Genomic DNA, 13,426 nt, shown 5'->3' on the forward strand with positions numbered 1-13,426 from the left:
TACCGTTTTCCCTTTATTCCCGGACGTTTACATGAACACTCCCCGCATTTTCGGTACTCCCCTGTCTCCTAACGCCACCAAAGTCATGCTGCTCGGCTCCGGTGAACTCGGCAAGGAAGTCATCATCGCCCTGCAGCGCCTGGGCGTGGAAGTGATCGCCGTCGACCGTTATCCGAATGCGCCCGGCCACCAGGTCGCCCACCGCGCCCATGTCATCAACATGGCCGACGGCGCCGCCCTGGCCGCGCTGATCGAACAGGAAAAGCCAGACCTGATCGTGCCTGAAATCGAAGCCATCGCCACCGACACCTTGGCGGCGCTGGAAAAAGCCGGCAAGATCACCTGCATCCCGACCGCGCGCGCGGCCCAGCTGACCATGAACCGCGAAGGCATCCGCTGCCTGGCCGCCGAAACCCTGGGCCTGGCGACGTCGCCCTACCGCTTCGCCAGCAGCCTGGCGGAACTGGAGGCGGCCACCGCCGCCATCGGCTTCCCGTGCGTGATCAAGCCGGTCATGTCCTCGTCGGGCAAAGGCCAGTCCAAGATCGACAGCGCCGCCGAAGTCAAAGCCGCCTGGGACTACGCCGCCGCCGGCAGCCGCGTGGATTCGGGCCGCGTCATCGTCGAAGGCTTCATCGACTTCGACTACGAAATCACGCTGCTGACGGTGCGCTCCATCGGCGCCGACGGCCAGGTCGAGACACAATTCTGCGATCCGATCGGCCACGTGCAGGTGCAGGGCGACTACGTCGAATCCTGGCAGCCGTGCCGCATGAATCCACTGGCGCTGGAGCGCGCGCGCGACATCGCCGGGAAAGTCACCGGCGACCTGGGTGGCCTGGGCCTGTTCGGCGTCGAGCTGTTCGTCAAGGAAGACATGGTCTGGTTCTCGGAAGTGAGCCCGCGCCCGCACGACACCGGCATGGTGACCATGGCGACCCAGGTACAAAGCGAATTTGAACTGCACGCCAAGGCCATCCTCGGCCTGCCGGTCAACGTGGCGCTGAAGACGCCTGGCGCGTCAGCAGTGATCTACGGCCAGCATGAGGCGGCGGGCATCGCCTTCGAAGGCGTGGCCGAAGCGCTGCGCGTGCCGGGCACCGACATCCGCCTGTTCGGCAAGCCGGAATCGTTCGCGCGCCGCCGCATGGGCGTGGCGCTGGCCGTCGCCGACGACGTGGAAACCGCGCGCCTGCGCGCCAAGGAGGCGGCGGCCAAGGTCAAGCCGGTGCTGGGCAAGTAACAAGCGGCCGCGCCGCGACGATTTCCACCTCCACCAGGAAATCCGGCCGCGGCAGGGCCGCCACCACCATCAACATCGACGCTGGGCGCAGCTCGCCCAGCACGCGGTTACGCACCGCGACGCAAGCGGGAAGGTCCGCGGCGTTGACCAGGTAGTGCGTCATCTTGACGATGTCGGCCGCCGTCATGCCGGCCTTGTCCAGCACCGCCATGATATTCGACCACGCCAGTTCGGTCTGGCCCGCGATATCACCGGGCAGCGTGCCATCGGCCCGCATGCCCGGCGTGCCCGCGCTGTACAGCCATCGCGAGCCGGCCGACGCCTCCACCCCATCGGCATATCGCCCGATCCGCTCCGCCACGCCGGTATGGTGCTGTGTGTTCATTGACGCTCCTCGTTATGGACAATGCATCGCATTCTGAGGCAAGATAGGCACTGATACTTCAGCCTGGGATGAACAATGGACGACAATCCTGACATTGCGCTGGTCGCGGCCTTGCTGGCCGACCCGGCCCGCGCCACGATCGCCTGGTCGCTGATCGACGGCACCCGCAGGCCGGCGGGCGAACTGGCCTTCGCAGCCAACATCTCGGCGCAGTCGGCCAGCGCCCACCTGGCAAAACTGGTCGACGGCAGGCTGCTGGCGGCGGACACGCAGGGCCGCCACCGCTACTTTCGCATCGCCAGCCCGGAAGCTGCGCACATGATTGAAAGCCTGGCCTCGTTCAGCATGTCGATCAAGCCCAAAAAGCCGCCGGCGCCGGCGCTGGTGCGGGCAATGCCGCCGCACTTCCTGCAAGCGCGCACCTGCTACGACCATCTGGCCGGCGAACTCGCGGTGCAACTGCTGCAAAAAATGATCGACGACCAGTGGCTGGAAATCGCCGGCCAGGACTACGAACTGACGGAAGCGGGCCGGCGGCAGTTGACTGCCTTGGGCGTTCCCGGGCAGCCGCCTCCGGGAAGCCGGCGTCCGTTTGCGCGATGCTGTGTCGACCTGACCCAGCGCCGCCCCCACCTTTCGGGCACGCTGGGTGCGGCGCTGCTGGACATGTATGTGCGGGAGGGTTGGATATTGCGGGCGCCGCGTTCGCGCGTGGTGAGCGTGACGCCCAAGGGGCGCGCAGCATTCGCCAGGCTGCTGGCGCCTACATCTGCCGGAACAGATCCACGTAGTTGCGGCTGACGACCAATTGCTCATCGCGCCCCTTCAGCTCCACCATCAGGCGTCCGCGAAAATCCTGGCGGGTGCCGGCCACATGACGCGCGGCGACGATCACGCTGCGGTGTATCTGCCAGAACTGCTGCTCGTCCAGCTGCTCGCGCAGCTTGCTGATCGGCGTGCGGATCAGACTCTCGCCGTCGGCCAGGAACACGCTGGTGTACTTGTCGTTGCTCTGGAAGTAGATCACCTCGTCGATGGCGATCAGCCGCGTGTGTTCGCCCTGCGAGGCGCGTATCCATTGCAGGGTGGGCGCCGGCGCCGCCGCGACGGGGGCCGCGCCGCCCAGCTGCTGCAACAGCGCTTGCAGCGTCGCCGCCGTCACACCAGGCGCCGCTGCCGGCGCGCTTGAACGCAACGCGGCTTTCAGCTTGCCGACAGTCTTATCCAGCCGTTCCTGGCTCGCGGGCTTGAGCAGATAATCGACCGCCGAATGCTCGAACGCCTCCACCGCATACTGGTCGAAGGCCGTCACGAACACAATATGCGGCGGCTTGGCGCCGGCCACCAGCCGCGCGGCCACGTCCAGGCCCGTCATGCCGGGCATGCGGATGTCGAGGAACACCACGTCCGGCGCCTGTTCGTCGATCAGGCGCAGGGCTTCGAGGCCGTTGGCCGCCTTGGCGATCACTTTCAATTCCGGCCATGCTGTCCTCAGCTGGCCTTCCAGATAATCACGCAGATGTTCTTCGTCATCGGCGATCAGGGCACGGAGTGTATCGATGTCGGACTCGCATTTAAAGGCAACATGAGGCGCACCGTCATGCCACAGGGTTGATTTTCCAATAATTCTACCTTAGCAGCGCCGCCGTACAAACTGCGCAGGCGTTCGCGCAGATTACTCAGGCCCACGCCGCCGCCCGGCTTGGCCGACATGGTGCTGCCCAGGCCCACGCCGGTGTCGCTGATCTGCAGGTAGACACGTTCGCCGTCCGCGCGCGCGCTGACGACGATCTCGCCGCCCTCCACCTTCGGCTCCAGGCCGTGGGCGATGGCGTTTTCCACCAGCGGTTGCAGCAGCATCGGCGCGATGGCGAACTGGCGCAAGGCGTCGGGCACTTCGATGCGGTAGCGCAGCCGCTCACCCATGCGCACCCCCAGCACATCCAGGTAGGCGGCAATCAGCCTGGCCTCCGAGCCCAGTGTGGCCTCTTCGCTGCGGCTGGCCGCCAGGCTGGCGCGCAGATAGTCGATAAACCGCTCCAGCAAGCGCTGGGCCTTGGCCGGCTGCGGGCCAATCAGGCTCACGACGTTGGCCAGTGTGTTGTAGAGGAAGTGGGGCTCGATCTGCGCCTGCAAGGCGCGCAGCCGCGCCTCGGCCAGCAGGCGTGCAGTCGAGGCGATCAGCTCCTGTTGCCGCGCCTTCTCCAGCGCCTGCGCCACCCGCATTTCGGCGCTGCGGCTTATCAGGTACATCATCAGCGCGATGACCGCGGCCACCACCAGCGACTGATTCAACGCGCTGCGGTTGCCCATCACCTGCCCGAAACCTTTACCGTTCAGCAGCGCGGTCCCCATCCCCAGACCCAGCACCACACTGCCCCCCACCAGCACGATGCTGAACACCAGCCGTGGCAAGCCCGTGGCGCGGCGCGGCCAGCCGCCGCTGACGGCGTTGGCCAGCAGGTGCCCGAAGTGGATCAGGTAGCCAATCAGGTTCGAGATGAGTAGCATCGGCAGCCAATGCCCCGTCACCAGCCGCTCGCTACCCGACACCAGCACATCAACCACCGTCAAGACTGTGCCCAGGCCGCAGTTCCAGATCAGGGTGTACAGCAGGTCGCGCCGCGTCGACGCTGGCCAGCGGCGGAAAAATGGCATCAGTTCCAGCGGGTGCGCCAACCGCGCGTTGTCGCAGTCCAAAGGCGCCGTGACCTGTTTGCTGCTGTGGTTCATCGAGGTTTCCAAAATATTCAGGACGGCAGAAAGTTACCATGAATGCAGGGCGGCGGCGCATAAGAAAGGCGCGCCATCGCCCGCGGGCCGGCTTTGATGTTGTGCGCATCAAACACGGTCAACACCGTCTGGCCGCGCCGCACATCCTGTGCGACGCCGACCAGATAGCCGTCGGTCTCGGCGCGGGCGCCGCGCCGTGGCACCAGCACATGCTCCTCCGCCACCCAGCCGGCGTCGAAGCGGTAGCTGTCCGCCTTGCCGCTGTCGATGTCGATCAGGTTCACGGTATTGAAGCTGTCGTCCGCGCTGCCCGGCGCCACGCCCATCACTGCCAGCTTTCGGTGGCGGACCGACACCACTTGCGGCGCCACCCTCGGGAATTCGCTGGCGCCGAACAGCCGCGCCTCGCGCGCCTGCCCCGCAACGTAGTCCAGCGTGATCTGCACCGTGCTGGAGCCGTCGCGGAATGGCCGTATCTCGCCATGCATGACGTCCGCCAGTTCGTGCAGCGTATCGCCCTCGTGCATCACGGCGTCCAGCCGGGTGCAGGCGCCGTCCTCGAACGCGTTCCCGACGTGGAACACCATGCGCGCCGGCAGCTCGAACACCTGGCGCAGCTGCAGCGTGTCCTTGGCGATGACCATCACGCGCAGCGGCCGCGTTGCGCCGGCCCAGTGCAGGCTGTCGCCCAGGCTGAGCTCCGGGCCGGACTTCATGTCGTAGGGCGGCACCAGGAAGATCAGGTGGCGCGCGCTGATGGCGAAGTCGTGCACCATGTTCAGGTCGGGCACATCGACCATGCCGGTGCGCGCCACTTCGCCGGCCGCATTCAGGCGATAGATCATCAGCTTGTCCGCGCCGGGCATGTTCCCAAAGTTCCACAAGCCGCCGTCGGGATCGGCCTTGGGATGGGCGGAGAATGGCATGCCCTTCAAGTTCGGGCGCCAGGTCTTGATGCCGCGCGTCTCCAGCGTCTGCGGATCGACTTCGATGGCCGAGCCGCCTTCCCACAAGGCGTACACGCGGCCGCCAAACGGCAGCAGGTTGGTATTGGCGACGTTGACGGTGTCGTTGGACTTGACCGGCCTGCGGTCGATGTAGGTGCCGAAGGCCGGATACAGGAACTGGCCGGCCGCCGTCTCTTCGATGTACTTCTGGGTGGCGACGAAGCGCCCGCGATGACTGACCTTGCCACCGCCGACCTGCCAGCGCTGGACGTAGCCGTCGCCGTCGAACCAGTGGTGATAGCGTTCGCCGCCCAGTTCAAAGCGGCCAGGCCCGTTGCGGTAGAAGGTCCCTTGCAGGTCGTCCGGCATGCGGCCGTGGATCACCGCATCGCCGGCCAGTTCACCGGTGACGCCGGCATACGCCGACAGCCTGGCGTCGTGCTCGAGCGCCTGGTGGAAGCGGCGGTAGGTGTCGCTGTCGGCCCGCGCGGCGCCGGAACTCAGGCCCAGCGCGGCCAGGCCGATACTGCGGGTCAGGAACTGACGGCGCTCATTCATCGCGTGGCTCATGTCGACCTCCCAGATCAGCGCAGGCTGACGCTGGCCGTGGCGCCGCTGGCTGGCAGCGCAAAGCGCGCGGCCTCATATTCCGGCGCGCCGCGTTTGCCCATGGCGTTGTTGCTGAAGGCGTAGTCCTCGGTCGGCATGCCGATCAGGTTACGGTCCATTTTGCCGTTGGCGTTGGCGTCGTGGTACAGCGAGAAGGCGTAGTCGCCAGCCGGCAGGTCCTTGAACTCGATCTGCGTGGCCCCCGCCACGGCCGGCGCCGCGGTCGCGCGGAACGGCTTGCCCAGGAAACTGTCGGCCGAGTTGTACAGGGCGACCATGATCTGGCCGTCGGCGCTGGAAACCCCGGTGAGGGCGATTTTCAGGTCGGCGGCGACGGCGGGCGTCAACGCCAGGATGGTCAGGAAGGCGGCGGCAAAGCTGGTGGATCGCATGGTGAACTCCGTTGAGTGAAAGAGGCTCCACTCTAGCCAGCGGCCCGCCGGCCCGGAGAACGATGCGACGAAATGCGCAAATGCGGCGCGAAATGCAGCCGGCCGGCGCGAAATACAGACCGCTGCGGCCCCGCCTCAGGGACGACGCCCGGCCGGAATATGGCGTGAAATGATGTCCAGCATCTGCTCGACGTCGACCGGCTTGGCGATGAAATCGTTCATGCCGGCGGCGATGCAGCGCTCCTGCTCCGATTGCATCACGCCGGCCGTCATCGCCAGGATCGGCAGGTCCAGCTTGAGCTCGCGGCGTATCACACCGGTCGCCGCGAAGCCGTCCATCACCGGCATCTGCACGTCCATCAGCACGATGTCATAGTCGTGCGGATGCTCGCGCAGGCGTTCCACCGCCAGCTGGCCGTTCTCCGCCATGTCGACGCTGGCGCCGGCGTACTCCAGCATGCCGCGCGCCACCACCTGGTTGAGCGGGTGGTCCTCCACCAGCAACAGGCGCACGCCGCGCAGGCGCTGCTCCGCCAGGTACTCGTCGGCCGGCTCGGGCGCCGCCGGCATCGTGGTCTTCGGCAGCAGGAACGGCAGCGTCACGACAAACTCGCTGCCCTCGCCCGGCGTGCTGCTGACGGCGATGGCGCCGCCCATCAACTCGGCCAGGCGGCGGCAGATCGCCAGTCCCAGTCCGGTGCCGCCGAAGCGCCGCGTGGTCGAGGCGTCAGCCTGGTTGAAGGCTTCGAACAAGCGGCTCTGCTGCTCCTGGTCCATGCCGATGCCGGTGTCGCGCACCACGAAGCGCAGGCCGACGGCGTCGCCGGCATAGCCGGCCATGCCGTTGGCCGAACGCTCCACCCGCAACAGCACTTGTCCGCGCTCGGTGAACTTGATGGCGTTGCCGACCAAATTGATCAGGATCTGCTGCAGGCGCATGGCGTCGCCCACCAGCGCCTGCGGCACGGCGGCGTCGGTGGCGATGTCGAAGCGGATGCCGCTGGCGGCCACCGTGGTCGTCATCACCGTGTTGACCGCCGCCAGCACCTCGTCCAGCTGGAAGGTCGACGGCGCCAGCTCCATGCGGCCCGCTTCGATCTTGGAGAAGTCCAGCACATCGTTCAGTATCCCTAGCAGCACATTGCCGGACGACCGTATCATGTCGACGTACTCCCGCTGCTGCGCGCTCAGGTCCATATTGCCGAGCAGGTAGGCCACGCCCAGCACCGCGTTCATCGGCGTGCGGATCTCGTGGCTCATATTGGCCACGAACTCGCTCTTGGCGCGGCTGGCGGCGGCGGCGCGCTGTTCGCCGGCGGCCTGGATCAGCTCCGCGTTCTTGCGGTCGGTGATATCCATCGCCATCAGGTAGGTGCCCACCACCATGCCGTCGGCCGCCACGTCCGGCACCAGGTCCAACATGAAGTGCTGCGTCAGGCCTTGCTGCTCGAAGGCGCGTTCGAAGTGCAGCCGGCGGCCCAGCAGCGCCTGATCCAGGTCGCCCAGCCAGCTGTCGGCGGCGGCACCGAAAATGTCGGACACAGTCTGGCCCAGCATCTCGTGCGGATCGAGGCCGAACTGGGTGCGATAGTGCTCGTTGGTGAACAGGAAGCGCCGTTCGCGGTCCAGGTAGGCGATCAGCAGCGGCAGATTGTCGGCCAGGATGCGCGCCCGCTTTTCGCTTTCATAGGTGCGCAGCTGGGCCGCCTCGCGCTCGGCCATCAGGCGGTAGAAGGCGCCACTCAATTCGCCGATTTCGTCCTTGCGGTCCAGTTGCAGCACCTGGATGCCGGCGCGGCTGTTCTTGATCTCGGCGATGTTGCGGCGCAGCCGCTGCAAAGGCCGCAGCAGCCGCGCGATGCCCAGCCAGGACAGCAGGCCGGCCAGGCCGGCGAACAGCGTCGCCGCGGCGGCGGCCTCGTAGCGCATCTCGCGCAACGGCGCCAGCGCCTCGTCGCTGGGGAAGCGCGCCGCGACGATCCAGCGCGCGTGCTGCAGGCGGCGGTAGGAATAGATGCCCCTGACGCCATCCTTGTTCCCGGCCTCGGTCCAGCCCTGGAAGCCGCCCAGCGCCATCTCGGTGGCGCGGTTGGTGCCCGGACGCTCGTTAATATGGTGCAGCAGCCGCGCCTTGTTCGGATGGCTGAGCAGGACGCCCTCGGCCGTCATGATGAAGGTGAAGCCGGTGCTGCCCGGCTTGAGCGCGCTGAGCGACTCGAACGGCGCATAGTGCAGCAGGTTGATGCCGCCGGCCAGGACCAGCGAAACGCGGCCGTCGCTGTCGAACACCGGCGCCGTGATCAGCACCGTCGGCGCGCCGGCCAGCTTGCTGGCGAACGGCGCCGACACCACGCCACGGCCGCGCGCCACGGTCAGGTCGAACCATTCCTGGCCGGCGGCGCGAAAGGGCTGCGCCGGCATGTCCTCTTCCAGCGCGCCGGTCAGCAGGCCGTCGCTGTCGTAGATTTCCAAAAAAGAGAATTGGCCGCGCGCGGTCGGCCGCGCCTTCAGGTAGGCGCGCAGCGCCGCGGGATCGCGCAGCGTGGATGCCGGCAGTGACTCGGCCAGCGCCGCCAGCATGGCCTTCTTGCCGGCCAGGTGCTCGTCGATGTGGGCGGCGGCGCCGGACAGCAAGGCGTACTGCTGGCTGCCGATGACTTCCTTCATGTCGCGCTCGGCCAGCACCAGCGCCACCACCGTCACGGTGACGGTCGCTCCCAGCACCAGCAGCATGACCAGGCCGCTGAGCCTGAAGCGCAGGGTGGACGGCAGATACTGTTTCAACGCCATGGGCAGCGTACTCACTAGAAAGATGATATCAAAGTATTACATGTTGTAGGCCGGTTTGGCTACGCCTGCACGCCATAAACCCAACAAATATGCCGCAGCTCGGGGTATAGTGATTGCCACCGAGACAACCCAGCTATCCGCCATGCGCGCAGGCTCCGACCAGCTCAAACCGGCCATACCCGCGTCAGGCCCCGCGCCGCTGGCGTTGCTGCTGCTGACGGCCTGCTACTACCTGGTGGCCAACACCAGCCTGTTGCTGGCCTTCGCCCACACCAACGCCACGCCCGTCTGGCCGCCGTCCGGCATCGCCTTTGCCGCCGTCCTGCTGCTGGGCTACCGCGCCTGGCCTGCCATCCTGCTGGGCGCGCTGGCCGCCAACCTGGCCACCTTCACCACCAACGGCCAGCCCTTCAATGCCGGCCTGGTGGTGGCGTCGCTGCTGATCGCCGTCGGCAATACCCTCGAAGCGCTGGCCGGCGCCTGGCTGATGCGCCGCCACACCGACGCCGCCCGGCCGTTCGGCCAGTTGCAGGATGTCTACAAATTCGCCACCATCGCCTTGCTGGTGTGCCTGATCAGCGCCGGTATCGGCAGCGCCACGCTGGTGCTGGGCGCTCTGGTGCCGGCGCCGGCCTGGGGCACCGTGGTGCTGACCTGGTGGGTCGGCGACGTCGCCGGCGTGCTGCTGGTGGCGCCGGCCATCCTGGCCTGGCGCCGGCCGCGCTGGCGCCAGGCGGTGGTGCTGGAGGCCACGCTGTCGCTGCTGCTGCTGGCGGCGCTGATCGCCTGGATCTTCGGCCGCCACTACACCGCCAACGACGATCCGGGCTGGCTGCCGTATGTCTTCATGCTGTGCGTGGCCTGGGCCTCGTTCCGCTTCGGGCTGCGCGGCGCCAGCCTGGCCTGGCTGTCCACCGCCGGCGGCGCGGTGCTGTGCACGGTGCGCGGCCTGGGGCCGTTCGCGGTCGGCACCCTCAACGACGCCTTGATTTCGCTCGACAGCTTCGTGGTGTTGTGCAGCCTGATCGGCATGGTGCTGTGCGCCGACGCCAGCGAACGGCGCCGCATGAGCGGCGCGGTGCGCGGCCACAGCGCCGCGCAATGGGCCACGCTGCTGATCTGCGTCGGCCTGACCGTGATCGTCTGGCACCTGGTGGCGCTGAGCACCGAGCGCCGCGCGCGCGAACAGTTCGACACCGAATGCGCCGACATCGCCGAGCGCATCGCCAGCCGCATGGTCCTGTACGAATCGGGCTTGCGCGGCGCCCGCGCGCTGTTCAGCGCCGCGCCGGAACCGAGCCGCGCGCAATGGCGCAATTTCACCGAGGCGCTCGATCTGCCCCACAGCCTGCCCGGCGTGATGGGACTGGGCTATGCCGGCCAGGTGCCGGCCGGCCAGCGCGACGCCCTGGAAGCGCAGGTGCGCGGCCAAGGCTACCCCGATTTCCGCGTCTGGGCCAAGGCCGGCAGCGCGCTGGGGCCCTTGTCCACGGTGGTGCTGTATCTCGAGCCGTTCCAGGGCCAGAACCTGCGCGCCTTCGGCTACGACCTGATGTCCGAGCCGATCCGCCAGGCCGCGCTGCTGGAGGCGGCGCGCAGCGGCAAGCCGGTCCTGTCGGCCAAGGTGACGCTGGTGCAGAACGGCGCCGAGCAGGGCCGGCCGGGCTTCCTGATGTTCTTCCCCATCTACCGCCAGCTGGCCGTGAAGGCGCCGGCGCAGCGCATGGCCGCGCTGCAGGGCTACTCGTACAGCCCGATCCGCGCCGACGACATGATGGCCGGCCTGCTCGGCCCCTCCGGCCAGGTGGTGCAGCTGGAGATCTTCGACGGCGCCGAGACCGGCGCCGCCGCCCTGCTGTACGCCAGCGGCACCCGCACCGACAACGACCAGCTGCAATATCCGAACCCCTACCTGCGCACCGCGCCGCTGATCCAGATGCAGCATCGCTGGACGTTGCGCTTTACCTCGCTGCCGGCGTTCGAGAACTCGATCGACCGCCAGAAGTCCCACATCGTGCTGCTGGCCGGCGTGATCATCAGCCTGCTGTTCTTCGGCGTAGTGCGGGCGCTGACCGCGCGCCAGGCCTATGCCGCCGCGCTGGCCGAGGAAAAGACCGCGGCGCTGCGCGAATCGGAAAGCTCGCTGATCGTCGCGCGCGACCTGGCCGAAGCGGCCAGCCGCGCCAAGTCCGAGTTCGTCGCCAACATGAGCCACGAGATCCGCACCCCGCTCAACGCCGTGCTGGGCATGACGCACCTGCTCAACAACACCGCGCTCTCGCCCGACCAGCAGAAGTACCTGGAGATGATACGGTGGTCCGGCAATTCGCTGCTCAGCATCCTCAACGACGTGCTGGATTTCTCCAAGATCGAGGCGGGCCGCATGGAGCTGGCGCCGGCGCCGTTCCAGCTGAGCGCCGTGCTGGAGGCCATCGCCACCATCATGACCGTCAACTCCGGCGAGAAGGACCTGGAACTGGCGATCGGCGTCGAAGCGGCCGTGCCGCAGGCCCTGCTGGGCGACGGCCACCGCCTGCAGCAGATCCTGATCAACCTGGTCGGCAACGCCATCAAGTTCACCGAAAAGGGCTCGGTCTCGGTGCTGGTGGAACGCACCGGCGACGCCCTGGCCGGCGCCGTCACGCTACGCTTCACGGTGCGCGACAGCGGCATCGGCATTCCTCCCGACCAGCTGGCGTTGCTGTTCGCGCCGTTCTCGCAAGCCGACGCCTCGATGACCCGGCGCTTCGGCGGCACCGGACTGGGGCTGGCCATCTCGCGCCGCATCGCCGCGCTGATGGGCGGCGCGATCGACGTGCAAAGCATCGCCGGCGCCGGCAGCGCCTTCATCCTGACCGTGCCGCTGCAAGCGGCCGGCGAGGCGGCGCCTGGCGGCGCGCCGTTGCCGCCCCAGCACCTGCTGATGGTCGACGACGACCCGGTCAGCGCCGACTATCTGGGCCGCACCATCCGCGCGCGCGGCTGGAGCAGCGACAGCGCCGGCTGCGGCGAACAGGCGCTGGCGCTGCTGCGCCGCGCAGCCGGCCGCTACGACGCCATCCTGGTCGACTGGGACATGCCCGGCATGAACGGCCTGGCCACCATGCAGGCGATGCGCCAGACGCTGGCGCAGGACTGCCCCGCCATCATCCTGATGGTCAGCGCCTTCGGCCAGGGCAAGCTGCTGCACACCCAGGGCGCCGAGACGGCCAACGCAGTGCTGCTCAAGCCGGTCACCATGGCGCGCCTGAACGAGACCTTGCAGCAGGCGCGGGCCGGCACCCCGGCCGCCGCCAGCGCCAGCGCCGATAGCGGCGCCCAGCCGGGGCTGCGCATCGACGGCGTGCGCATCCTGCTGGTGGAAGACAATCCGATCAACCAGCTGGTGGCGCAGAGCATGTTGTCCTACGCCGGCGCCAGCGTCGACGCGGTGGACAACGGCCGCGCCGCGCTCGACCGGCTGCGCAGCGACGCCCACCGCTACGACCTGGTGCTGATGGATGTGCAGATGCCGGAAATGGACGGTTTCGAAGCGACCGCCCGCATCCGCACCGAGCTCGAACTGGAATTGCCGGTGCTGGCGATGACGGCCGGCGTCATGCTGTCCGAGCGCGAACAGTGCATCGCCTGCGGCATGAACGACTTCATCGCCAAACCCATCGACGTCGAACAGATGCTGCGCGCGATCACGCGCAACCTGCCCGCCGCCCAGCGCGCCGCCGCCGGCCGCTAGCCGGCGGGACCGCCGCATTGGACTAGCGTGTTTCGTCCGGATTGGCCTCCCGCCGGCCGTGATTGGTCTCCTAGAATGGATGCACTCAACCATCACTGCCAGGGGAAACCAACATGAACGCACGTACCGATTTCTACACCGCCTCGCCGGACGCGATGAAAGCCATGATCGCGCTGGAAGTCGCGGTCAACAAGCTGGGCCTGGAGGCGCCGCTGCTGGAACTGGTGAAGCTGCGCGCGTCGCAGATCAACGGCTGCGCCTTCTGCATCGACATGCACACCACCGACGCCCGCAAGGCCGGCGAGACCGACCGCCGCATGCACGGCGTGGCGGCCTGGCGCGAGACGCCCTTCTTCACCGCGCGCGAACAGGCCGCACTGGCGTGGACCGAGGCGTTGACCCAGCTGGCCACCAGCCACGCGCCGGACGCCGACTACGAGCGCCTGCAAGCCCAGTTCACGCCCAAGGAACAGGTCGACCTGACGCTGGCGATCAATACCATCAACTGCTGGAATCGCCTGGGGGTCGGTTTCCGCAAAATGCCGGCGCCGTAAAGCCGCCGCGGCCGGCGTCAATTGTGTCTTGCATGTTCAG

10 protein-coding genes are annotated in these 13,426 nt (G+C 67.7%); 4 read left to right on the plus strand and 6 right to left on the minus strand.

From position 1 onward, the window contains the following. The first annotated feature begins 31 nt into the window (after positions 1-31). Complete coding sequence (purT, locus tag KVP70_RS13905; protein WP_217942816.1) at positions 32-1,243, plus strand: formate-dependent phosphoribosylglycinamide formyltransferase; 1,212 nt, start codon at positions 32-34, stop codon at positions 1,241-1,243. Here purT and KVP70_RS13910 read toward each other — a convergent pair. After that, positions 1,221-1,628, minus strand: coding sequence for a RidA family protein (locus KVP70_RS13910; protein ID WP_217942817.1), 408 nt, complete (start codon positions 1,626-1,628; stop codon positions 1,221-1,223). The two genes, purT and KVP70_RS13910, sit on opposite strands and share 23 nt — an antisense overlap. A 75-nt stretch (positions 1,629-1,703) precedes the next feature. Here KVP70_RS13910 and KVP70_RS13915 point away from each other — a divergent pair, with 75 nt between their 5' ends. Further along, complete coding sequence (locus KVP70_RS13915; RefSeq protein WP_217942818.1) at positions 1,704-2,429, plus strand: ArsR/SmtB family transcription factor; 726 nt, start codon at positions 1,704-1,706, stop codon at positions 2,427-2,429. Here KVP70_RS13915 and KVP70_RS13920 read toward each other — a convergent pair. The 5 genes from KVP70_RS13920 to KVP70_RS13940 all read right to left on the minus strand — a co-directional run bounded on the left by KVP70_RS13920 (position 2,392) and on the right by KVP70_RS13940 (position 9,099). Then, positions 2,392-3,147 carry a LytR/AlgR family response regulator transcription factor gene (locus KVP70_RS13920; RefSeq protein ID WP_229224824.1) on the minus strand — a complete coding sequence of 252 codons (756 nt, stop codon included), beginning with the start codon at positions 3,145-3,147 and terminating at the stop codon, positions 2,392-2,394. The genes KVP70_RS13915 and KVP70_RS13920 overlap by 38 nt on opposite strands. A 20-nt stretch (positions 3,148-3,167) precedes the next feature. Continuing rightward, positions 3,168-4,361: a sensor histidine kinase gene (locus KVP70_RS13925; protein WP_217942819.1), complete on the minus strand. Its 1,194-nt coding sequence runs from the start codon at positions 4,359-4,361 to the stop codon at positions 3,168-3,170. A 17-nt stretch (positions 4,362-4,378) separates the two neighbouring features. Then, positions 4,379-5,878 carry a carotenoid oxygenase family protein gene (locus KVP70_RS13930; RefSeq protein WP_229224801.1) on the minus strand — a complete coding sequence of 500 codons (1,500 nt, stop codon included), beginning with the start codon at positions 5,876-5,878 and terminating at the stop codon, positions 4,379-4,381. A gap of 14 nt (positions 5,879-5,892) precedes the next feature. Beyond that, positions 5,893-6,309, minus strand: coding sequence for a DUF2141 domain-containing protein (locus KVP70_RS13935; RefSeq protein WP_217942820.1), 417 nt, complete (start codon positions 6,307-6,309; stop codon positions 5,893-5,895). A gap of 135 nt (positions 6,310-6,444) precedes the next feature. Beyond that, complete coding sequence (locus KVP70_RS13940) at positions 6,445-9,099, minus strand: PAS domain-containing hybrid sensor histidine kinase/response regulator family protein (protein ID WP_217942821.1); 2,655 nt, start codon at positions 9,097-9,099, stop codon at positions 6,445-6,447. 142 nt (positions 9,100-9,241) lie between these two features. On the opposite strand from KVP70_RS13940, the gene KVP70_RS13945 reads away from it, so the two are divergent. Both KVP70_RS13945 and KVP70_RS13950 read left to right on the plus strand, forming a co-directional pair. Then, a complete protein-coding gene (locus KVP70_RS13945; protein ID WP_217942822.1) occupies positions 9,242-12,832 on the plus strand; it encodes a CHASE domain-containing protein in 3,591 nt (1,196 codons plus the stop codon). Between the two features lie 113 nt (positions 12,833-12,945). Next, positions 12,946-13,386 (plus strand): carboxymuconolactone decarboxylase family protein, encoded by a 441-nt coding sequence (locus tag KVP70_RS13950; protein ID WP_217942823.1) that lies wholly within the window; start codon positions 12,946-12,948, stop codon positions 13,384-13,386. Positions 13,387-13,426: the final 40 nt, after the last annotated feature.

Origin of the sequence: Duganella violaceipulchra (assembly GCF_019166075.1) — a bacterium.
GTDB lineage: Bacteria > Pseudomonadota > Gammaproteobacteria > Burkholderiales > Burkholderiaceae_D > Rugamonas > Rugamonas violaceipulchra.